A 21,639-nucleotide genomic window follows, 5' to 3' on the forward strand; every position below is an offset into this window, starting at 1 on the left:
ACACGGGCCGTGCCCCGAGGCCTAGAGCGAGCCTGCTTTCGGCATGACGACGACCTGTGGTGAGCCAGGCCGATGGCCCACAGGCCATGCGTGGGCGAAATTTATGCGCAAGAGGTCGAATCGGCCTACTTTATGAACGCTCCTCCTAGTGTCGGGTAGCTGATATCTAAACGTGAGACCGCACGTAATGATTGCCTGACTGACAACCTAAGGGGCAACTCACTCCAAACGAGTCGATTTGGACATTCTTGAGGATGGTGGCCGACATGACTAACCCGCTCAGGTCGCTCGAAGTTCGAGAGGTGGTGCTGCACATTGTGCCGCAAGCTGGACGAGGGGATCAGCTACAGCTAAGCGATGCGTTGTGCGTTCTGCAAGAGGGCGTCCGAGGCGAGCTACAGGGGCGCATTCGTGGACAGTTATCCTCCATCGGTAGACAAGTGGTTGAGGACCCGAAGTCGGATTCCGATGTGCCGGAGGTGGTACGAAACTACCTGCAAGATCCCGCAGCGGATTTGATACCAGCTTCTAAGCGCCTGGCTGAATTATTGCGCGATGTCCAGAAGGGCAATGCCTCGGCTGGAATGTTGATGGTAGCTCAGTGCTTAGTTCTGGACGCGCCAGCGCTATTGATCGTCAAGTTCGAGCAGGAAAAAGGCCTGCGGGCCCAGCCGAAGGACGATAATGGTCGGACAGTCTTCGACATGCAATTCCTGAATGATCTGTTCTTGACGAACAAGTCGAAGGTCTTCAAGGTGGGTCTCTTCTCGCTTGCTGAGCCGGCGACAGGGACGCTGGCTGGTTGGGCTGCGGATAAGCAGAATTCTGGCGGGAAGGTGGCCACGTACTTCCTTGAAGCTTATCTCGGATGTCAGCACCTTGAAGAGCCCGAGGAATTGACGCGGCGATTCTATGATGAGAGCCTTGAGTGGATCAACAAGCATGTCGAAACGCCAAGTCGGCGTTCGCGATACGTGATAGCCGTAATGGCGGAGATGCAAAGCGAGCGAGATAGTATCGCGGTGGACAGATTTGCGGAAACGCATCTCGATCCGGTAGAAGATGCCGACCGGTATGAGCAATTCCTGAGAGCGCGCGGTGTTCCGCGATTCTTTCAGAAGGCGACGGCGCAGGTGCAGTCGAGATTGGAGCAGATGCAGATCGGCTTCTCCAACGGAATCACGGTAGTGTTTCCAATTTCTGCACTTGAGGACGGCAGTGTGGAAATCGAAGAGCTGAGCGATACCCAGAGCCAAGTGACTTTGACAGGCGAAACTCGAGAAGCCAAGCCGCGAGCTCGGCGTCCCCGTAGTGCGCCTGTAGAAGGAGAACTCCAAGGTGCTGACGTCGAAGCTTGAGGAGGCCCGTCTGCGATATGTTCAAGAGCGACCGATATATGAGAGCGTTGCAAAAGCCATGGCGGCCGAGGTGCGCCATGAAGCTTACCGCAAACGGCTAGATTGTCTTGTAAGTAGCAGGGCAAAGGAGGTCAGTAGCTTTGTAAAGAAGGCACTTACCGACAAACGAGTGCAGAATCCATACGATGACGTATACGACAAGGCTGGCGTCCGTGTTGTGGTCGCGCATGGGTTTGACATCGACGTTACCTTGCAGATCCTACGCGAACTCTTCGGCGAGCCAAGTTACTTAGCTGATGATCGACACGAGGATCTACCGGAAGATCAGCTACGTTACCCACGCATCCATGCCCAGATGGTCGTGCCCGAAGTGCTGGCTTTGTCCCTGAATGCAGGTGCTCCGATGAGCTGCGAGTTTCAGATTAGGACAGAGGCGTCTAACCTTTGGTCCCGGATGTCGCATTCGTTGCTGTATAAGCCGGAAATTTCTCTGCCGAAGAGTGTCAGGCGGTCGTTGTATCGTCTACTCGCGCTCATCGAGCTCTTCGACAGCGAAGTTCAGCGGGCGGTGGCGGCGATGAAGTCTGACCCAGACCGAGAACTCAACCAACTAGTTGCGCAGCTTGAGCGCATCTTTCTTGCGTTTTGTGGCGCTGACTTCAATGCTCACCTAACCCGGGATGTTGCGGGCTTGATACTGCAAACGCTTAGACCAGAGGTGCAGGCGGATTATTGTGATGTTCTGGCGGAATTTGCAAAGCGTAAACGTCTCGACCTGGAAGCTACCTACAGAGACTACGGCCCGAATAGCGAGCCGGGTCGACTAGGAAGCTATCTACTGGCGAGCCAGCCAGAAAGCATAGCCATATTTGAGCGCTTGGAAAGCGCCCCGAGAGCCATTTCCGCTTTGTGGAAAAAGACGGATATACCGGAGGATCTTTTGGATCAAATGAAGGATCTCTGGGCCGCCTAGTTCGGCAACTGACTGAGCGCCCTGCCTCGCTCTTCGTCCCATTTCTGCAGTTGTCGGACGGTCTTTTTGAATCTCCGGTCAGAGATGGCTTCTCCTTCGTTGCTGATGCGGTCAAGCTGGCTCTGTATTTCCGTCAGCACTTTCTTTGGGTCTCCCCTGTCCTTCCTGGGGATCGCCAAGGTCGCCTCGAGGCTCCGTCGGATGTTCCCATATTGGGCGCCCAGATTCTTGTGCTTTTCGCCTCGCTCGGGGAGTCTCAGATTGAGTTGGATAGCACCCGAGACGGCGGCCAATAGACCTACAACCCCGGTTACGATTTTCATGTTCGCTGGGGCGGCATTGGATATCGTCGCCAATGCGGAGGTCCCTAATGCTGTAGTAAGAGCGATGGTGGGTACTGCAATCGCGTAGTGTGCTCGCCGATAGGCTTTGCCGGCACCATGATGCGAGTGTTGCCCTTCGCGGGTGCGTCTCTTCCACGTGCGCAAGAGCGCCTCGACCTGTGACCATTCTTCGTCTGACGCGTCCGAAGCATCCTGCGCGTGTGTGCTCTTGACTTCCTTGATGCTGGGCATTCGGTCCTCCATGGTTGCCTGACGAGGGCGTGCGGGAGCCACATGCGGGCGTGCTCACCGCCTGTCGATCGAACGGTAAACGAATAGAAGCAGAACGGCGCAGCCGTGGCCGCCGAGGTTCTCGTTGCCTAGACTGCCCTGGCCGTCGGGATGGTAATGGCTTGCCACGCAAGTGAGGCAGAACTTGCAGGTCATTGCCTAGATCGACAGTGGCCTTGCCGATGACGGGCTCACCGCGCTTTGATCTCTCTGATCGATTGAGGTCGGTCACGTACCTTGGCGTGCTCCGCCCAATCTTGACCTCGACACCCGACCGTGTCGCGGATGTGCGCCACTTACATGACTGACTTGCCCCTGCCGCAGTCTCTCGGTGTCGTCACCGTGATGCCTACTCACGTTCGGCTACAAAGACGCCGACGCCCTCGAGTGTCTCGGTCAGTCCGGTAGCCCGAAGGATCATCATGGCCTTGCCGACTACGGTGTCCGAGACGCCGTAGTCCTTACAGAGCTGTGACCGGCTGGGCAACTTCGTGCCTGGCGGCCACTCTCCCGAATCGATCTTCTGACGTAGCTCGTCTGCGAGCACCTGGTACTGCTGCTTGGGCATACACACTCCCCGGATGGCATGCCCATTCGATCACGGATGCACCTCCAACCTCAACCGGTTGTGCCTAATCCTTGACCTACAACCGCTACCGACTGTAGGTTCGTCGCGACGCCTCCGGATGGCACTGGGGTGTCACCTCCCGGTCGGGGCGGGCAGCTTGTACGGGTTGTCCGTCCCGGCTTCTGACACGCCCTGCCGCCGTACGTGTTGCCGCGCCTGCAGCGGTGGGGCGTGGTGGCCCCGGCTGGGGTGGCAACCCGAAGGTCGGGCCGGGGCCACCCCATCACGTCCTGTTTCCCGAGAGGCTGGTGAGAGGTCATGCGTGATCTGCTCCGGTGGTTGTTCCGGAGGGAGGGCCGGCAGGGGCAGCCGCTGCGGCGCCTCGGCTCGGCGTACCGGTCGGCGGCGTACCGGTCGGCGGCGTACCGGCCGTTGTTGCCGTCGCAGGTGCGGATGCGCCGGTTCACCCCGGTCGGCTTCGCTCGGCGGGGAGTCGATCCAGACGAGGTGACCGAGTTCCTGGAGCAAGTCGCCGCCGACCTCGCCAGGGCGTACGCCGAATTGGCCGGTGTCCGGGAGCAGAACGCCCGGATCAAGGACGCGTTGCGGCGGTGGCAGTCCCGGCAGGTGCAGTCGGCGCACGGATTGGCGCGGCGCTGATGGCCGGACCTCCGGTGGTGCAGTGCCGGTCGTGTGACGGCCTCTCCTTCACCCTCGACCCGTGCCGCTGCACCTACGGCGGCAACCGCCTCCTGGTCGACGAAAGCGCGAGCGAGCCGGCCCGGCGGTCGGCGGGTGAGGCGTACCAGGACTGCCTGGAGTGTCACGGGGTCGGCACAGTCGGCCGGCCCTGCCACCCCTGCCGGCAGACCGGGCGGCGCCGCGCCCAACTCGTGCTCAGCATGGCAAACCTGGACACCGGTGCGGTGGCCTCGGCAAACGTCGTACCCGGGGTGGTGGAGCCGGCGCCGTGGCCCGGCGACGGCGGCGGAAGCTGGCATCTGCCGCTCGCCCCGCTGCTCCGCGACCTGGCCGCCGCCGTCGGTGTCGGCGCCGGCTCGTGGACGGATGTCCGCCAGCCCGGTGATCCGGACGGGCCGCTCGTCATGCTGCCCCGCGCATGGCGGCCGGAGCACTCGGCGGCGGTCCGGGAGGCGTTGGAGGCCGAGGCGATCGCCGGGGAGAGCGCCGACGCATGGCGGCTCTATCTCGGCCGGTCAGCGGTAGCTCCGTCCCGGGACGCGGCGGCCGAGCTGGGCCGGCTCTGCCGGTTGGCCGACCTGCTCTGCCTGGACCTGGTGGTCGAGGCCCGCCGCCTGATCGCCACCGACGGGCTGACCTGGGCGATCCGGTTCGAGGTGCCGGGCGGGCCGGTCCCGTCCGAGGCCCGGGGCTACGCCGACGACCTGACCGCCGCGATCAGCACCACGACAATCCTCGACGCCTGCGACGGCCTGGAGGAGCGCGGCCTGACCGCCCCCGCCCACCATCTCGCCATCGGGCAGCCGCCACCCGACCCACCCACGATCGACCTGGACCAGCTCGAACGGCGGATCCTCGCCGACTGTCTCGACCTTGTCACCGGCGACCCGACCGCCGGGGCGCAGGCGATCTGGCGGGACGGCCGCTGGTGGCACACCAGCCTGCGTACCGCCGGGACCACGGAAACGCTCACCGAGTGGTCGACCGGGCAGATCTACAGCCGGCGTGCGACGAAGCTGCGCCGGGGCTGGGAGCCGCCGGCACCGTCGTGGCAGGACTCGCCCATCCCGTACGTCGACTGCCCCGACTGCGACCCGCACAGTCGACTCCGGCGCTGCGACTGTCGACTCGGCACCGACCGCGCCGACCCCGACTGCCCGAAGTGCGCCGGCTCCGGCCGCAGCCCGTCACTGCTGCGCTGCTACACCTGCCGGGGCACCCGTCGAGTCCACTCCGAGGCGGCTATCACGATCACCGATCTGGCCGGTCGGGTCGTACACCTCAGTTGGCGCAGCGACGCGTCCGGCTGGCGTACCGGTGAATTCGCCTGGCAGGACGACCCCGCCGGCCGGGCCGCCGATCGGGCCGGACCCGGCGGCGACGGCCGGGCCGGGCCGGCGGGGGAGGAGACCTGGCGGACCGGCCGGCGGGTGCCGGCGCCGCACGTGGCAACCCACCCCGGCGGCAAGCCGCTGCACCAGCTCCCCGACCACTTCCGGCTCGCCGGCTGGGCTGACCACTTCGGCGTACGACCGGAAGACCTGGTCGAACTCGACGGCGGCGGCGGCCTCGACCACGACCTTCGGGACGGCACCGTCACCCTGCACCGGCCCGACGCCGACCCGCTGACCGAATATCTCCGCTGCGCCGCCCGGGGCCAACCCGGCGGCCGGCGGTTCGTGCTGGCCCGACGGCCCGACGTGCCGCCCCTGGCCGAGCTGGTCCGGCTCGTCCTCGGACTGCGCCTGACGATCACGATCACCCTCACCGACCACATCCGCAATGCCGGCGACCTGCGCCTCATCCAGGGCGAAAGCTGGGACGTCACCATCAGCGTCCCCGGTCGACTGCCCGCCCCGGCCGACCCGCCCACCTATTCCACCCCGGAAGCCGCGACCGCGCACTGCCTCGAATTTCTCGAACTCGCCATCGCCGGCAACGTCCCCGACAACCCAGACGAGGCGATCCCGGTGCCACAAACTCCGACCCCGATCGTCGTCGACGACCCCGTACCCCTGCTCCGCCGGCTCGCCCGCCACCACCCCGGGCAACCCGTCGCCGTGCACTACGACGGCGTCACCTGCCACGTCTGGCTCCGCGAGCGCGACGACGTACGCCAGCTCGCCACCGCGCCCACCCTGCCCGCCGCCATCGGCGCCCTCGGCCTCTGACCGACCGCCGCCTCCGCGTTGCCATTCAACCTGCGGGAGGGGACTTCATCGACCGCGCGGTTACTCTTCTGACCGGTCGGCCTGTCCCCGATCTCGACGAACCTGCGAGCGTCATCGTGAGAGCCGCACCACTGGCGAGCGCCGACACGGTCGCGACCGGTGCGCCAATTCCCATGCTGGGGCAGGACGCCGGGACCAGCCCGAAAGAAGCAGAGGTCGGATCAAACGAGGACCGGCGGCCCGCAGACACACCCGAAGAGGGACTACCCGAATGATGGCTGATCGACCGATCAAGGGAGAGACGCCAGGTGACGGCCGAGATCACCTCGGGGCAGGAGCCGGCCGTCAGGCCGGCGGATGCGGTCATGGATGAGCAGTTATCGCGATGCTGGTCGATCGGGCTCGTGGTGACGGGCTAAAGCTGACCGGTGAGGGTGGACTGCAGCAGTTGACCAAGCTGGCCCTCGAGTCGGCACTGGACGGTGAAATCACACCGACCACGTCGGCTACGACAAGCACGACCCCCCGGATGCCGGCCGCTCGCGCCACCGTCGGGAGGTCGGCGCTGGTGTGGTGGTTCTGGACGTCGACGCGACCCTGCTGGCGGCGCACAGTGATAAGGACGGCGGCGGACAAGACCCACAAACGCACTTTCGGGTTCCATCCCCTCCTCGTCACCTGTGACAACACTGGGGAGATGCTGGCTATCCAGCTCCGGCCGGGTAACGCGGGGGCGAACACCGCCGCCGATCACCTGCACGTGCTGACTGAGGCGTTCACACAGGTCCCCGCCGCCCACCGGCGGCATCTGCTGGTGCGGGCCGACTCGGCCGGCGCCACCCACGCCGTGCTCGACTGGCTCACCGCGCAGGACGCGAAGCGGGGCCGAACGGTCGAGTACTCGATCGGCTGGTCCGTCGGTGAGGCGGAACGCCAGGCGATCACCCAGGTTCCGACCACGGGCTGGACACCAGCGATCAACGCCGACGGTGGCCTCCGCGACGGCGCGCACGTGGCAGAGGTGACCAGACTGCTCACCCTGACCGGCTGGCCGGCCGGGATGCGGGTCATCGTCCGCTGTGGACGGCCACACCCCGGCGCTCAGCTGACGCTGTTCGAGGAACGCGACGGCTGGCGTTACACCACGTTCGTCACCAACACCACCCTCGGCGCCCAGCAGTGGCTGGAGGCCCGCCACCGCGCCCACGCCCGTGTGGAGGACCGGATCCGCTGCGCCAAGGACACCGGCCTGCGCCGGCTGCCGTCCCGCGAGTTCGCCATCAACCAGGCATGGTGCACCCTCACCGCGATCGCCACCGACCTGATCGCCTGGCTGCAACTCCTCGCCCTGACCGGCGACCTGGCCCGCTGCGAACCGAAAACGCTGCGCTACCGCGTGCTGCACACCGCCGCGCGTCTGGTCCACGGTCAACGCCGCCGACGGCTACGCATCCCAGCCACCTGGCCCTGGGCCGACCAGATCACCGCCGCGTTCACCCGGATCGCGGCCATCCCCGCCCCCGGCTGACCACCACAGCCACCGCCCCAACAACCCCAGGAGACCACGCTCACCCGGCGCGACAGCCGGCCCACCACCACACCCGCCCACCATCAACATCGACCCATAGCGATGGAGCCAGGCGGATCGCGCCAACACGTCAACGCCGCGAATGATCGAGGCTAGACATCCGAGGCTGACGCCCGCCGCGACGTATTCAGGTGGATCGCCTTCTACAACCACCGACGCCGCCACTCCGCACTCGGCTACCTCAGCCCCGCTGCCTACGAACGGACCCCTCACACCAGACTACGCCGCATCAGGTAGCGGCATAATCCGGTGTCCACATCCCGGGGAACCTCAACATCGTTGATGGTCACGCCGACGCGCCGTACGTGATCAACCAGACCCGAACCGACGACAGACCCCAGCCATTCAACGGCGTAATAGCTACGTCGCGCCCTCTCTCTTCAGCATTTCCTGCAGCAAGGCGTGTCGGAATTGATACACCGGCCCCGCCTGTCTCAGCACCTGTCGGTCGTGCGCTTTTTGCAGCAGAGTCATGAATTTGACTCGGCGACCGCGCAACGCGAGTATGATCTCTGCAACCGCGAGCGTGCGACTCGGCCCCTTAGCGGTTATCGCGAACGTTGTCACGAATACCGGAAGGGCGACAATAAGGCCAACCCTCCAGTTGCTCAATAATGTATACATGGAACCCGAAAGGAGGAAGAGCATTACAGCGCAGATCAATCCGGCAACAAGAGCCCGATTGCGGTCCGCTCGATATGATTCCATGAAGGCAAATGTGTTAACGGACGGTACCGACTCGATGACCAACCGAAGCAGCTTTACGATGGCACCGTAAGGGAATCCGATACCGAATCCCAATAGAAAGCCGAAGCCATATCCGTTATCGAAAGAGAACTTTGTCAGTGATCCTATAAGCACGCCGCTGCCGAATCCGGTGACGGCTCCGGCGGCCAGAACCGTTCCGATCTCACCGGAAGTCATCGGTCGCAGATTAAGTCTTGCAATCCTATACGTTTCAGGAATCGGAAGATGTATACAGGCAAGTGCACCCACGATCGCACTGAGAAATGCAAGATAAATGGTAAGTGGCGTCGGGAGAGGAGTAGGAACGAAGCAGGACAAAGCTGTCGCGATCAACGCACCTGCTGCAGCTCGGTGAATGGTGGGCCCATGTCGGTAGTTCGGATGATACTTCCTGTTTCCGACCACCCAAAGTCCGATCTCTGGCCACCTCAGGTCATTGCCAGTCATTCGTGACGCAATCCACGCTAGCCAATAGGTGGCATACCGACGTTGTTTGACGGACGGATAAGCTATGACGAAGACTTGACGAAGGAGGTGCTGTAGCAACATTTCTGATGTGCCGTACAGCTCAGTATCGAGTAAGATTTTAGGATCAGAATCTCGATATGCGTCGCGCGCCAGGCTAAGCGCAAGGGGGGATCGCAACGTTCGAGTGGTAACACTGGTAGGATTGTCGACCAATTGAGTGGTAAAGTTCTCCCAGACGAGGCGGCGATTACCTACCTGCTCCGCCAAGAGAAATTCGCGAGCATGTTCGGGCTCCACTGACAGTAGATCGATAACGGCAGCTCCCCAGAGTCGATCCTTTCGAGAGGCAGATTGATATTCCTCTCCTCGGCTACTCAGGACAATACGGAAACCAGCTCCCACCCGATCAATCTCAGTAATCGCCTGGCCCTGCATTTTGCTAGGCATCTCATCGAGACCATCCAGAAAGAGGGCAATACGACCGGCGTGTAGCAGTCGCTCCACGGTGCGCTGGCCGCCATATGCGCTGAGTCCGGGGTAATCCTCTACTATTTCGCGAGCGATCCAGTTAGACAAAGTCGAGATTGTTGGATTCCAACTACTTAAAGTCAACAATATCGGTATCGGAATATCCGCTTCGCCTTTGTGGTTTTCTAGAATGTCGATAAGCAGGAGAAGCATTGCCGTTGTCTTACCGGCACCAGCGCCCCCAAGTATTACAATGCGGCTCGGCGCTTGTGGCCTCTGGTACAAGTCCCCACGCAAACGGGTCACGATTCCAGCAGTCAGGACGGAGGCCTGCTTCTGTTTGCGATTGGGGCGCGCACTACCGATTGCAATACGTTTCTGAGGAACGATTGCCGCAAGGCTTTCCGGGCGAGGTGCCACCGAATGATCTCCCCACCTCCAACGCACCGCCGCAGGGACCGGTGTCGTAATCTTGCGAACTTTTGCTTCGTTTCGCCAATACCTGAGCGTTTCCTCGGCAAGGTGATCGAGTGCGTCCTGAAACTTTCCGCGCGTGGCAACCGACGATGCGCCTGATGATTTCCGTACACTTACGGCGGTCATCACGGCGAGCGAGGCTCCGACCACACTCGCAATACCGCCAACAACGTTGGCATTGTCGACCAACCAGTCCGCAGATCGGCCGGTGAACATCCACCATATGCCAGAGAAGCAGAGAAGCGCAACTGCAGCGCTCGACAGAATTTGCACCCGACCCATAGTGTTGATTATTCCCTAACGGTTCAGGTGTGTGTCAATAAAAATCTGGTCGATAAAGATCGAGTAACCATGGCAACATGGACGACTGACGATCTTGACTGCAGTAATGGATCACATCGCTGTCAACGTAACACCCGGCTGCAAGTGATCCGGTGACGCGCGATGGCATCACAACGCCCTTCGTGTGGTCGCATCGGCCCTTCGTGGCGGCAGGCACCGACGCCTTCGGCTGCGCATCGCGGCCAGCGATATTGGGGCGCTTCATCGTGATGGCGCTGGTCACGGTGGGTGCCGGAAGCTGGTGGTGACATAGCTCGACCACAATCTCCGCAAGGCACAGTGACCCTGCACCAACCCGACGCCGACCTGCTGACCGAATATCTGTGCTGGGCCGCCCGGGGCCAACCCGGCGGCCGGCTCTTCATCCTTGCCCGCCGGCCCGACGTGCCGTCCCCGGCCGAGCTGGCCCGGCCCATCCTCGGGCTGCGCCTCCGTCGCCGTCCACTATGACGGCGTCACCTGCCACGTCTGGCTCCGCGAACGCGACGACGTACGCCAGGTCGCCCACCGCGCCCACCCTGCCCGCCGCCATCGGCGCCCTCGGCCTCTGATCTGACCAGCTCCGCCGCGCCGGCGCCCGAGAGAAAGCTGGCGTCATCGACACCCGGCCGCGACGGCTCCTACCTGACCACCTTGACCGAGCGAGATAGCTCTATCCAATTCAATCAATTTCGAGTGGATGGGGTCACGGATGAGGCGTCTCCTCGCCATACTCGTCGGCTTCGCGCTGACAATGGGCGCGCAGGCAACCGCATCGGCGGCCACTGGAGCCGGCTTACCGACCAATCCCGGCGCGGTGGCAGATGTGGCGCCGCTCGCGGTCTGGACCGACTGGGACGGCAACCACATCACCTCGGCGGCGAACTGTGAGGCGCGCCGCCAATACATCTCCAGGACCTACAACATCAGCTTGAGTAGCCTGCGACGTCAGCGGCGGAATGTCGGTCTGCCGCCGTGCACGCTCTGGCGTTGGATTCTCCAGGTCAGGTCGGTGGACTCGCTCGCTCGCCCCCACGATCCGGTGACGGTCGCCGCGTCGGCGGCAGCGCTATGCTGAGCCGTGCCCACGGACTCTGACGAATACCCGCCGTGGTTGTCCCTCGTCGTGGAAGAGGGGCAACCGGGGCGGGCGGCAGGCCGGTTCGTCGATGCCGGTAGGCAGCCGTTTCTGGCGCCAACTGGCGAAGACGCGGACGGTGCGGTGGGAGTCCCCCTCGTATTCGACGGCGCCCGCCCGAACATCGCGGAATTCGGGGATCGATGGGTCAGCGTGACGGGCGTGCTACGGGATCTGCGCCTGCATGTCAGCACCCTTACCCGTGGTGGCGCCGGATCGGCTGCCCCGGCGGCGGAGGTGGCTGGTGGTGGTGACGATTCGGCTCGGCGGAGCCGGACTGTCGAACAAGAGGCGTCGGCTGAACGTGATTTTCCGATGGAGCGGCGGCTCCCGGCCGAGACACGGTTGATCGAGCAAGGGCTTCTGGTCGACGCGTGGACCGAGGAGGAAACGGGACGACGGATCGCCCTGGCCACCGATCCCGAATCGGTCAGAGTCGCGTTGGCGCCACATCACCCAGGTCTGATCGAGGTGATCCCCAGTCGTTGGGACCTGCGGCTTCTCGACGATATCCGGTCGCAGGTGCCGGACGAGATCCTGCTGGCCTTCGGCAGTTCGGTGGGAAACGATCACCAACTACGCCTGGCGATGACCCTGCTGCACCTCCCGGCGGCGGTGGCGCAACGGCTGGCCGGCTACCCAGCCGACGCGCTCGACGTCCGGGTGCTCATCCGGCCGGCGCCGGGGACCGGCTGACCAGCGCCGCCCCCGTCGCCGCCCAACCCTGGGGGCGGCGGACTTCATCGACCGCTCGGTTGCTCCGCTGACTGGTAGGTCCGTCCTGACCTCATGGTACGTCCCCAGGGCGGCCTGACCGGATCGCTTGGCCACGGTGAACATCGACGATATCTGGTGTCCTCCGGGCCACGACTGTGTCAACGGACGCAAGGATCGCGGCGCACAGCCCAAGCACGGCGCGACGGCTCGACGTGATTGGGTAGCGATCGGCCGGCTATAACGTGCCGAACGCTACCCAATCATGCCCGCATCCGGTGGTGGGAGGCGTGGTGGGCGGTGTGGACGAGGGCGGTGCCCGGACCGGCAGGCGGCGGCCCGCCGATCGCGGCCCGGATGTTGCCGACCGCGGTTGCCACGATCACGATCGTGGCAACCCGCTCTGCCGGTTCGAGATCCCCTATAGTCGCCAGGTGCACGTGGAGCAGGTCCGGCAGGCTTATGCGTCCATTGCGGAGCGCTACATCGCGCTCTTCGGCACAAGGCAGCAGGTACACGCCGACGACCTCGCCTTCATCAGGCGACACCTGGCGGGCCGACCTGGCGCGGTGCTGGACGCGGGCTGTGGGCCAGGCCATCTCACCGACTACCTTCGCTCGCTGGGCGTCGATGCAACGGGCGTCGACGTCGTCCCCGAGTTCATCGCCCACGCACAGGCGGCCCACCCGAGCGGTAGCTACCAACTCGGGTCGTTCGAGAATCTGGCCGTTGCCAACCACACCGTCGCCGGCATCCTGGCCTGGGGCTCCCTGATCCATCTGCCGCCGAAAGAGCTCGACGACGTGCTCGCCGAGTTCCGCCGAGCCATGGCCCCGGCCGGCACGATGGTGGTTGCCATCTTCGTGGGTGACGAGGTCGAGACCTTCGACCACAAGGTGGTGACCGCCTATCGCTGGCCCGTCGACGAGTTCTCCGAGCGGCTGGCACGAGCCGGCTTCACGGAGGTTGACCGCCTGCGGCGGCCCGGCGACGGCACCCATCGGCCATATGCCGCCATCGCAGCGCGGACGGGCGGCGGTAGGCGGTAGCAGAGCAGGCGTGTCAGCTACGTGAGGAGCCTTGGCAGAGCCGGGACCGGACGAGGGCGCCGGCCATCAGCGCCGACGGCGTCGAGGCTCGGGAGCCTGCGGCAGGCGTGAGCGCTTGCCGGTCATTCTGTCGCCGCCACGGTGCCTGCCGTTACGAGACCTAGCCGTTACCGCGACGACCGTCAGATCGACGGCGTCAGGCCGCGCTGGATGTCGGTGGGGGTGGCGCCGTAGAGATCGGGCCGGTTCACCCCGAGCTGGCCGATCACCTTGCGCGCGGCGGCGACGTCCTGCTGTAGCCGGGTGAGGGCGTCCGCGACCTTGGTCTCGTCCTCGACGAACTTCTCGTTCTGCTTGGTCAGCGCCCGCTGCACCGCCACGGCGACGTCCTGGGCGGTGGTGCCGCCGAGTTCGACGGGCTCCTTGTCGCTGCCGACCTCCAGCCCCTGCGCCAGGGTGCTGGTCGAGATGATCACCGCGCCGATCCAGGCGGCGATGCCGCCCGTGGTGGCGATGAGGGTGCCGGCGGCGATGCCGACCAGGGTGCTCCACGCGTAGCTCTTGGCGGACTTGCCGCCCGCGCCGAGATCTCCCAGCGCGGCGATCGCCTTGTCCAGCAGGTCGAGGACGGCCTTCCGCTGAGCGATCTTGCTGATCTTGTTGGCCTCCAGCAGCTCCTTGGAGATCCGGGCCGCCGCGGCCTGACATGCCTGCCCGTTCTCCAGCGGTGCGACGAAGTTGCTGATGAAGGTCTGCTGGAACGAGCCTTCCCAGTGATTTTCCATCTGGTCGCGGACGGTCTGCAGCCCGGTGAGCCCGAGATCACGGTTGCCCAGCTTCCCGGACTCGGTTGCGGCCCCACCGAATATCTCGGCGATTTTCCCGAGGTTGTCGATCGCGGAGTTGGCCTCGTCCGGGTCCGGCGTCAGATAGCCCTCGAAGGTGGGGACGACCCAGGCGTAGTGCTCGTGCTCGATCGCGTGCTGCCACTCCCGGATCTCCGCCTCGGTGATCAGCCGCTCGCTGTTCGGCAGGCCGGGGCCTTCGTTGATGATGACGGAGAAGCCCCCGGAGGTGACGGTCAACGCCGGCCTGTCCGGGTTGGCCCTGTTGTATTCCTCCAGGAGTGCGTCGAGGTAGGAGTTCATGTCCTGCAGGGTCTGCCGGACGAACTCCTGACGCAGCCGCTCCGCCTTCTGGGTCAGCGCTGGATTGAAGTTCGCGTTCGTGTACGCGGACGGTGTGTCGGCGTTACCCACAAGTCTTCGGCCCCTCCGTGAACAACCGCTTCAGTTGCCGCCTGTCGTGCGCCGGTCGGCCCGGGATCGGCCGTGTCTGTCGGTCAGGAGGTGCCGGGTGGTCCCTCGACCTGGATCGGCGTGCCCGGATCGTCCTCGGATCCCGGTGCCGGCGGCGCGACGGCGGGATCGGTGGAGTTCCGATAGGGATCCGCGAGAATGCTCCGCAACTCGCCGGCCGCCTGCGCGTCGGACGCCTCGTATGCCAATCGTGCCTGCCGGACCGCGGCGGCACCGTCCATCACCACGCCGCCGATCTCGGCGTACATGTCCTGCAACTCGTCCCGCAGGGTGTTCCACATGGTCAGCGCGAAGGTCAGCCCGGCAGCACCGCTCGCCCCGGCGACCAGACGATTCGAGTCGTAGTAGACGTCCGCGACGCGGGGCAGCAGGGCCTCGGAGACCCGCCACAACGCGTACAGGTCACCACCGGTGACATCTTCCGGCACCACCATCACCCCCGTCGATGATCAGCCCAAACTCTACGGCAACAACGCTACGAGCGGCGCCTCGGTCATGCTCGGCGGCGGCGGGACACCGCCAGCGCCGCCACGGTGACCACGAGCGCCACGACGATGGCGAGCGCGATCGCCAGCACCCACCACTGTCGCCACCAATCACCGTCGGCGGTCGAATCCCCACCCGACAGCTCCGGGAGATCCAGCCGGTAGACCTTGTTGAGTCGAGGGTCCGCCAGGTAGCCGACCCGGTCGTCCACCATGGTCAGTGTGCCCACGAACGACGGATTGGCGAGCAGGGTCTCCACCCTGCCGTCCGGGTAGAACCGGTACAGGCCCTCGTCGCTCGACAGATACACGGCATTGCCGGTGGCGGCCACGTGCAGATTGCCACGCCAGGCGCCGGCGGGGATCGAGGCGCCCTGGGAATCGGAGTAGGACCATCGGCTGTCACCGTCCCGGACCACCGCGCGCATCCGCGTGCCCGACAGCCCGTACAGCAGGGTGCTTGCCACCCACCGGTCGCCCCCGGCGCCGGCGGCCGTCGAGATCGGTGCGTAGGGGAAGGTGAACGAACCGGCCTCACCACCCGCCACCAGCCCGACGTCACCACTGCCGACAAGGGTGTCGATGAGACCGTCGGCCCCGATCCGGCGGACCCGGTAGTTGCGCAGATCACCGAAGACCAGGGCGCCGTCGCTCCCGACGTCGATGCCGGTGACGTCGCGAAGCTGGGCCTCGACCGCCGGTCCTCCGTCACCGGCGAACCCGGCGCCGTTACCCCCCGCCACCAGGGTGACGTCACCGCCTTCGGAGAGCGAGAGAATGCGGAAGTTGCCGCTGTCGCCGATGTGGACGGTCCCGGTCGCACCAACCCCCAGACTGGCCGGATAGCGCAGCGTGACCTCGGATCCGGAAACCGTGGCGCCCGCCCGCACGGGTGTCTCCGGTGTCTCCTGCCCCGGCCGGCCCCGGCCCGCGACGGTGCTGATTCCGCCGTCGGTGGAGATGGCCCGGACGACCCAGTTCTCCGTGTCGGCCACATAGACGACGCCGTCCGGCCCGACCGCTATCCCGCCGGGCTTGTTCAGCGCCGCCGCGACGGCGGGACCGCCATCGCCGGAATAGCCCGCCTCACCGCTGCCGGCGTAGAGGGTCGCCGTCGCGCTGTCAGCCAGGGCCGGCGCGGGCGCGCTGACCATTGCCACCACGACGAGCGTCGCAGCGAGTCCGCGCGCAGATCGTTTCATGGACTAGTCTTAACACAGACCCGCACCGAGGGTTGCCCTGCTCCTCGGGCGTTGCGGAGGCCGGGTTCAGCCGTGGAATCGCCCCTGGCCGGGCGCCCGGGAGTTCCGGAGATGTGCCGGCTCAGCCGACCGGCGGCGGGGCGGCCGGTGGGGGCGTGACCAGCGAAACGGGGAGACGTGACCGGACCAGCCCTCGAACGCAGACCGGAGATCTCCGCCTCGTCGCCCGACGGTGCGATCTGGGCGGTGACCACCGACGGCACGGACCTGCGGATCAGCTTCAGCTACGCGGCCTTCGGGCGCTACACCGACGCCGACCTCGCGCACCAGTTGAGCCGCCTCGGCCAGGCGATGTGGGTCGCCTTCCAGCGGTCCCAGGACGACCTCCACGAGCGACGGTTGGCATCCTTCCGCACCGCTCCCCGCCCGAGCGCTGCGCCCGAACCGACTCCGGGGCAGGTCGCCTACACGGAGGCGCTCCACGAGGTGGTCGCGGTCGGCACGTCACCGGACGGCGCCATCGTCGTCCGCACCACCGGCGCCCTCTACTGGACCGTGGAGTTCCCGGACGGCACCCTGGCCAGGCTGGGCGAGGCGGCTTTCGTGTCCCAGCTCACCGCGGCAGTGCAGGCGATGCTGGCCGACCGGGAGAAGAGGATCGCGACCCTGAAGGCGGAGTTTCTCGACCTGGGCGTGCCGAGGCGCTGGACCGAGCTGCTGGACCAGCTCCGCAGCCAGAACCGCGCCAGGGACAACCGACGCTGAAGTGCTCGGGCTCTTGCCAGGCACGTCCGGCGCATGAGCGTCTGCGAGGGACGCCAGGCGCAAGCCCTTCCAGAGGCGCCGTCAGGCGGGTGGCGGCACCGGAGCCTGTAGTGCCTCGCGGGGTGGCGTGGGCGCCGCCTCGGTCTTGCCCGTGATGAAGAGCGCGGTGATGGGCACGGAGCCGACCAGCAGGATCGTCATGCCCTGCACCGGAGCCTGCTGGTTGAGGAACTCCACGGTCACCCGGGTGATCAGGACGAGTGCGCCGAACCCCAGCAGGACCCGGACGAGTCTCAACCACCAGTTCGCCCACTGCCGGCGTCGCGCGGATCGCTCCTGGCTGTGCCGATGTTCCATGTCGCGGCGGACGAGCTCCATCAGGGCATCCATCGCCTTTGCCGGATCGGGATGCTGCTTGGAGATCCGTTCCCAGGCCTGTTCGGTCTGGAACCAGCCCGCGCCGTCAGACGCGCGCACCTGCTCTGTCACCCGGCCGGGTCCTTTCCGATGCCATGGAGGGGAAGTGCATCGATCGGGTCAGCTGGCCCGCCGTTGCCGAGGCGGCACTGCCGGTGCCGTGCAGGCCGGCGCATGCCGGTCGATCGAGGTGAGAGTCTCGCCAAGGAGCTGTCCCACTCGTTCGACGCTCTGGTTCACGCGCTCCACGGACTTGTCACGCGCGACGTTCACCGGCACCGGATGTGGGAGTTGGAGGTCGAGCGCCCGCACGAGGAACGGCCACGCGCGCCTGACGAACTGGGCCACGGCCCTGAACGCGCTGAGGAACAACAGGATGGGATATGTCAGCAGGATCAGCCCGGCGCCGACAATCTGACTGGGGCGTGCGCGTTCCAGGCGTACGTCGACGGAGCCGCTGATCACCGGAAGCTGCAGCTTGACCACTGTCGATCGTGCGGCGGACCGGGGGCGTTGATCGATCTGCGGGTGCTCGTCGGTGAAGTCGATATACCAGGACGGTAGCGCGGCGGTGATCGCCACATGCCTGCCCATCCGGTATTCCACGTCGCCTCCGATCGATTGGAGGCGCCAGAGTACCGCACAAAAGTGATCGACTTCGACATTGATGATGTGTCCGATGTTCGTCATCTGCATGACGAGCTCCAGGTCAGACTTGCTGACGGAAAGGGGGCCGGAGCGCGCGTGCAGACATGATCAATAGATTGACTGCTATCGTCAGGCGCGGTATAGCGGAAAGGGATCTGGGATGGTGAATCCGGATGGATTCGGTACCGACACAGACGTCCTACGCAACTATGCGAACCATCTCGATCAGGTCGCGGGTGATCTCAAGCCGTTGCAGGAAAGGTTGCCCTGAGAGTACGACCGCAGCGACCGGGGCGCTGCCGGCCGGACCGGGGCGGCTGGCCGATGACCCTCGCACTGCCGGAGGCGGCATACGTCCTCAGCGGGGTTGCCCGACTGGTCGGCGTCGACGACCCGATCACGATGCTCAAGGAGTTCCAGCAGTTCGTCGACACGGACGAACTTCGACGCGCGGCAACCGAGGTCTGGGGCACCAGTCCTGCCTCCGCGCCGACCTCAGCGGCGCTGGACGAGCACGCCGAGCGGCTGGTGGACGAGTTCCTGCGTACGGTCGAAGACCGCTGGCAGGGCGGCGCCAGCGAGGCGTACGAACGCTACCTCGGCGAGGTCAGGGCGGCGCTGCACCAGGAGGCCGACAGCATCCCGATCGTCGGCGGCGCGCTCGTGATGGTGGCGGACGGGATCGAGCTCACCTGGCTGGAGATGGTCGGCGCGGTGCTGACCGCCGTCGGCCTGATTCTCAGCGTGGCGAGCCTGGTCGGAGCCGGCAACATCATCGTGTCGTTGCTCGGGCTGATCGGCGGGCTCGCGTCCGGAGTCATCACCTACCTGTCGATGGCGAGGCCGCGCGTCGAGCTGTTGGCGAAGCACGAGAGCACGCTCGACGGCAAGGGCCGGCACTCGACCTTGCCCGTCGACGCGTTGCCCAGCATCGACGGCCGTTCGTGGGGATGGACACCGAAGACCGCGGATCCGAACACCTGGGAGCAGATGTGCGTGAGGATCTTGCCGCCCGACTCGACGAGATGGTGCACAACTTCGAGGCGACCCGGGCCCGCATCCTGGAGGCCGGTGACGCTGTTTCGCGGCTTCGGGTGACGCGACAGAGCCACGACCGGTTGGTCGAGGTCACCATCGGCCCCGACCGGGAGGTGCTGGACCTCCACATCGCCGACTCGGCCCTCCGCCGGGGTGACGGTCGCGCCATTGCCCAGACGGTCCTGTCGCTGATCGCCGAGGCGCAGGCCGAGTTCAGCCAGACCGCCCAGGCGGAATATCAACGGATCACCGGCCTCCGCATCGACCCCGGTGCTCTGGAGGGCCGGGACGGTCCGGCCGTGCTCGGCCGGCTCTCCCGCGAGCTGTTCGGTGGATGACGGCCAGGTCTTCCGGAGCGCGCCGCGCATCCCGGACGAGGGCCAACCGCTCATCCTGCGTCGCAGGGCGCTGGTGTGGGTACTGGCTATGCAACCGGTCGTCTGGCTGGGCGTCCTGTCGCCGCTGTGCATCCCGGTCGTCAACCCTTCCGCAACGCCGTGGACGCTGCTGGTGCTGGTCCTGCCCTTCCTGATCGTGGCGCTCTTCGCCATCCTGCGCGTCCTGTCCAGGGTGACCGGAGTCTGGCTCGCCGCCGACCCTGGCGGGGTCTGGGTGCGGGCACGGAGTCGTAGCGGTACGGACGCCTTCGCGATCCGGGTGCCATGGGATCACGTCGAGTCGGTCTTCGCGCTCCGGACCAGTCGCACGGGGATGTCCGGCGGACCCTGGACGCTGGTGGTCCGGGTGAAGGATCTGCCCGTCACCCTACGGCCGCCCGATCAGCGGGACGCCGACCGCTGGACGTTCACGGTGAGCATGTGGCTGTCGAACTACTCGGCCCGGGAGGCGATCGACGTGCTCGCCAGGCTAGCCGGGGAACGGACCCCGATCGGTTGAGTATGCGCCCGGGTGGCGCCCGCGTCAGGTGTTGAAGGTGCGGATCAGGTCCAGGAAGTACTTCAGCCGGTGCACGTCGGCCGGCTTCACCGGATCCGGGTTGAAGTGCATCACCCGGTTGCGGACCTGCCGGATCTCGTCGAGTCGCGTGATGAAGACCGTCCGGTCGAGCGGCCAGCCGAGCGCCTGCCAGCACTCGGGATTCTTGATCACGGACTGGTACTGCCCCATCGTCATGTGGTCGAACGACCTGAGGTTCTTCTTGCCCCCGCACGCCTGCTGGGCGGTCTCCAGGTCGAAGGTGTTCTGGATCAGGCGGCGCAGCTCCTGGTCGATCTCGCCGATCAGCAGGAACGGCCTGGCGGTCTCGTCGTACTTCTGCACCACGTCCGCCGCGGTGATGATCCCGCTGATGGTGCCGTCGAAGTCCCGGACGAAGACGAACTCCTCCCGCCGCAGGTCAGCTATTGCGTCGAGCAGGCGTACGTCGTAGTTGAAGACCTTGGCCGGAGTGATCATGCTGCCCAGGGTCGCGTCCGGGGCGGCGTGCTGGGCCTGGGCGATCGACTTCCAGCTCACCGCGCCGTGCAGCTCGTTCGGAGGGGTGAGCACGGCGAGCTGGGAGAAGTCGTTCAGCCGCATGATGGTGATGGCCTGCTGCACGGAGGCCGAGGGGGAGACGGAGACCAGCAACTCGTCATTGGAGAGCAGGTTGCCCAGGGTCAGGCCGATGTCGGCGGACGCCTCGTCGGTCAGCTCCGCCTGGAGCGTGCCGGTGTCCTGCCCGGCCGGCGCAGCGCTGCCGCTCTCGTCGCCGGGAGCCGGCAGGGTCACCAGCTCCACGGGGCGGTCGAGGTTGACCGCCCGGAACTCCGGCGCGGTGACAAGACCGTGGTTGGCCAGGTCGGCGTCGATCTGCTGGTTGGAGTCGCGGTCCCGGTCCTCGAAGCCCCAGAGCCGGAGAAGCTCGCGTACGGTCAACCGCACCGGATCACCGGTCTCGGCCCGCCGGGACGCCTCGTTCAGCATGGCGAACCGTCGGCGTACGGCCTCCCGGTCGACCGGGTCCTCGGACTCGTCCGCGATGGTCGGGTCGTCGGCGACGGATTGCAGCAGTTGCCGCCGCAGCTCGTGCAGGAACGGCCCGGTCGTGTCGAGGCGCCAGGCGTACCAGCCGTGCACGGCCCGGCCGGAGTTGACCGCCGTGGCGGCCCCCGACGGCGTGCTGAACTCGCGGCCGTCGGAGAGCCTGATCCGCCCCCGAGCGGTGATGGCAGCCTTGTGCACCTGGTCGGAGTGCGGAAGACGGTAGGACAGGACCTGGTCCGGCTTGACCATTTCCGCGTCGAGCAGGTCCGAGATCCGGACCCGCCGCCCGTTGATCAACGGATGCCGGCGGCGGGGCGACTCAGCTGTCATTCCAGTCTGCTCCAGGGGTGGGCGCCCGACCGAGGCCGACGGCACGGGGTGCGAGTGCTGCTCACATCGCCCGTGATACTGGTGAGCGGATCG

The 21,639-nt window shown here is 65.7% G+C and carries 22 protein-coding genes and 2 pseudogenes; 14 read left to right on the forward strand and 10 right to left on the reverse strand.

The window, feature by feature from the left end; all coding sequences use genetic code 11:
* Positions 1-266: 266 nt before the first annotated feature.
* Positions 267-1,358 (forward strand): nucleoid-associated protein, encoded by a 1,092-nt coding sequence (locus tag ACN27G_RS03385; RefSeq protein WP_421491317.1) that lies wholly within the window; start codon positions 267-269, stop codon positions 1,356-1,358.
* Complete coding sequence (locus ACN27G_RS03390) at positions 1,339-2,331, forward strand: hypothetical protein (RefSeq protein ID WP_421491318.1); 993 nt, start codon at positions 1,339-1,341, stop codon at positions 2,329-2,331. Before ACN27G_RS03385 ends, ACN27G_RS03390 begins: the two co-directional genes overlap by 20 nt.
* On the opposite strand, the gene ACN27G_RS03395 is transcribed toward ACN27G_RS03390, so the two are convergent.
* Together ACN27G_RS03395 and ACN27G_RS03400 are read right to left on the reverse strand one after the other, a co-directional pair.
* On the reverse strand, positions 2,328-2,906 hold the full coding sequence (locus tag ACN27G_RS03395) for an SLATT domain-containing protein (protein ID WP_421491319.1): 579 nt from the start codon (positions 2,904-2,906) through the stop codon (positions 2,328-2,330). The genes ACN27G_RS03390 and ACN27G_RS03395 overlap by 4 nt on opposite strands.
* Before the next feature lie 388 nt (positions 2,907-3,294).
* On the reverse strand, positions 3,295-3,513 hold the full coding sequence (locus ACN27G_RS03400) for a winged helix-turn-helix domain-containing protein (RefSeq protein WP_421491320.1): 219 nt from the start codon (positions 3,511-3,513) through the stop codon (positions 3,295-3,297).
* Between the two features lie 318 nt (positions 3,514-3,831).
* Here ACN27G_RS03400 and ACN27G_RS03405 point away from each other — a divergent pair, with 318 nt between their 5' ends.
* The 4 genes and pseudogenes from ACN27G_RS03405 to ACN27G_RS03420 form a co-directional block, all read left to right on the forward strand.
* Entirely contained in the window at positions 3,832-4,173 is a 342-nt protein-coding gene (locus tag ACN27G_RS03405) for a DivIVA domain-containing protein (protein WP_421491321.1), read from the forward strand.
* The gene (locus ACN27G_RS03410; RefSeq protein ID WP_421491322.1) at positions 4,173-6,386 is read left to right on the forward strand and encodes a hypothetical protein; all 2,214 of its coding nucleotides are present in this window, start codon (positions 4,173-4,175) and stop codon (positions 6,384-6,386) included. Before ACN27G_RS03405 ends, ACN27G_RS03410 begins: the two co-directional genes overlap by 1 nt.
* 552 nt (positions 6,387-6,938) lie before the next feature.
* Positions 6,939-7,914 (forward strand): annotated as a pseudogene (locus ACN27G_RS03415) (IS1380 family transposase); the annotation flags it as partial.
* A 171-nt stretch (positions 7,915-8,085) separates the two neighbouring features.
* Positions 8,086-8,211 (forward strand): annotated as a pseudogene (locus ACN27G_RS03420) (integrase core domain-containing protein); the annotation flags it as partial.
* Positions 8,212-8,334: 123 nt separating this feature from the next.
* Here ACN27G_RS03420 and ACN27G_RS03425 read toward each other — a convergent pair.
* A complete protein-coding gene (locus ACN27G_RS03425) occupies positions 8,335-10,407 on the reverse strand; it encodes an NACHT domain-containing protein (protein WP_421491323.1) in 2,073 nt (690 codons plus the stop codon).
* A 43-nt stretch (positions 10,408-10,450) separates the two neighbouring features.
* Positions 10,451-10,699 carry a hypothetical protein gene (locus ACN27G_RS03430; protein WP_421491324.1) on the reverse strand — a complete coding sequence of 83 codons (249 nt, stop codon included), beginning with the start codon at positions 10,697-10,699 and terminating at the stop codon, positions 10,451-10,453.
* 56 nt (positions 10,700-10,755) lie between these two features.
* On the opposite strand from ACN27G_RS03430, the gene ACN27G_RS03435 reads away from it, so the two are divergent.
* From ACN27G_RS03435 to ACN27G_RS03450, 4 genes are all read left to right on the forward strand, one after another.
* Positions 10,756-10,926 (forward strand): hypothetical protein, encoded by a 171-nt coding sequence (locus ACN27G_RS03435; RefSeq protein WP_421491325.1) that lies wholly within the window; start codon positions 10,756-10,758, stop codon positions 10,924-10,926.
* Between the two features lie 241 nt (positions 10,927-11,167).
* Complete coding sequence (locus tag ACN27G_RS03440; RefSeq protein ID WP_421491326.1) at positions 11,168-11,533, forward strand: hypothetical protein; 366 nt, start codon at positions 11,168-11,170, stop codon at positions 11,531-11,533.
* Between the two features lie 36 nt (positions 11,534-11,569).
* Positions 11,570-12,289 carry a hypothetical protein gene (locus tag ACN27G_RS03445; RefSeq protein ID WP_421491327.1) on the forward strand — a complete coding sequence of 240 codons (720 nt, stop codon included), beginning with the start codon at positions 11,570-11,572 and terminating at the stop codon, positions 12,287-12,289.
* 452 nt (positions 12,290-12,741) lie between these two features.
* Positions 12,742-13,356 (forward strand): class I SAM-dependent methyltransferase, encoded by a 615-nt coding sequence (locus tag ACN27G_RS03450; RefSeq protein ID WP_421491328.1) that lies wholly within the window; start codon positions 12,742-12,744, stop codon positions 13,354-13,356.
* Between the two features lie 182 nt (positions 13,357-13,538).
* On the opposite strand, the gene ACN27G_RS03455 is transcribed toward ACN27G_RS03450, so the two are convergent.
* The 3 genes from ACN27G_RS03455 to ACN27G_RS03465 all read right to left on the reverse strand — a co-directional run bounded on the left by ACN27G_RS03455 (position 13,539) and on the right by ACN27G_RS03465 (position 16,362).
* Complete coding sequence (locus ACN27G_RS03455) at positions 13,539-14,615, reverse strand: hypothetical protein (RefSeq protein ID WP_421491329.1); 1,077 nt, start codon at positions 14,613-14,615, stop codon at positions 13,539-13,541.
* Positions 14,616-14,698: 83 nt separating this feature from the next.
* The gene (locus tag ACN27G_RS03460) at positions 14,699-15,103 is read right to left on the reverse strand and encodes a hypothetical protein (RefSeq protein ID WP_421491330.1); all 405 of its coding nucleotides are present in this window, start codon (positions 15,101-15,103) and stop codon (positions 14,699-14,701) included.
* Between the two features lie 65 nt (positions 15,104-15,168).
* On the reverse strand, positions 15,169-16,362 hold the full coding sequence (locus ACN27G_RS03465) for a hypothetical protein (RefSeq protein ID WP_421491331.1): 1,194 nt from the start codon (positions 16,360-16,362) through the stop codon (positions 15,169-15,171).
* Positions 16,363-16,539: 177 nt separating this feature from the next.
* On the opposite strand from ACN27G_RS03465, the gene ACN27G_RS03470 reads away from it, so the two are divergent.
* Complete coding sequence (locus ACN27G_RS03470; protein WP_421491332.1) at positions 16,540-17,127, forward strand: hypothetical protein; 588 nt, start codon at positions 16,540-16,542, stop codon at positions 17,125-17,127.
* Between the two features lie 81 nt (positions 17,128-17,208).
* On the opposite strand, the gene ACN27G_RS03475 is transcribed toward ACN27G_RS03470, so the two are convergent.
* Both ACN27G_RS03475 and ACN27G_RS03480 read right to left on the reverse strand, forming a co-directional pair.
* On the reverse strand, positions 17,209-17,616 hold the full coding sequence (locus ACN27G_RS03475) for a hypothetical protein (protein WP_421491333.1): 408 nt from the start codon (positions 17,614-17,616) through the stop codon (positions 17,209-17,211).
* 48 nt (positions 17,617-17,664) lie between these two features.
* The gene (locus tag ACN27G_RS03480; RefSeq protein WP_421491334.1) at positions 17,665-18,240 is read right to left on the reverse strand and encodes a hypothetical protein; all 576 of its coding nucleotides are present in this window, start codon (positions 18,238-18,240) and stop codon (positions 17,665-17,667) included.
* 276 nt (positions 18,241-18,516) lie between these two features.
* Here ACN27G_RS03480 and ACN27G_RS03485 point away from each other — a divergent pair, with 276 nt between their 5' ends.
* From ACN27G_RS03485 to ACN27G_RS03495, 3 genes are read left to right on the forward strand one after another with little or no spacing between them, the layout of a single operon-like run.
* Complete coding sequence (locus ACN27G_RS03485) at positions 18,517-19,290, forward strand: WXG100 family type VII secretion target (protein WP_421491335.1); 774 nt, start codon at positions 18,517-18,519, stop codon at positions 19,288-19,290.
* A complete protein-coding gene (locus ACN27G_RS03490; RefSeq protein ID WP_421491336.1) occupies positions 19,287-19,568 on the forward strand; it encodes a YbaB/EbfC family nucleoid-associated protein in 282 nt (93 codons plus the stop codon). Before ACN27G_RS03485 ends, ACN27G_RS03490 begins: the two co-directional genes overlap by 4 nt.
* Positions 19,561-20,127 (forward strand): hypothetical protein, encoded by a 567-nt coding sequence (locus ACN27G_RS03495; protein ID WP_421491337.1) that lies wholly within the window; start codon positions 19,561-19,563, stop codon positions 20,125-20,127. The genes ACN27G_RS03490 and ACN27G_RS03495 overlap by 8 nt, the downstream gene beginning before the upstream one ends.
* 24 nt (positions 20,128-20,151) lie before the next feature.
* Here ACN27G_RS03495 and ACN27G_RS03500 read toward each other — a convergent pair whose 3' ends face one another.
* Positions 20,152-21,546: a CBS domain-containing protein gene (locus ACN27G_RS03500; RefSeq protein WP_421491338.1), complete on the reverse strand. Its 1,395-nt coding sequence runs from the start codon at positions 21,544-21,546 to the stop codon at positions 20,152-20,154.
* Positions 21,547-21,639: the final 93 nt, after the last annotated feature.

This window comes from Plantactinospora sp. WMMB334, from assembly GCF_049179095.1.
Classification (GTDB): Bacteria; Actinomycetota; Actinomycetes; order Mycobacteriales; family Micromonosporaceae; genus Plantactinospora.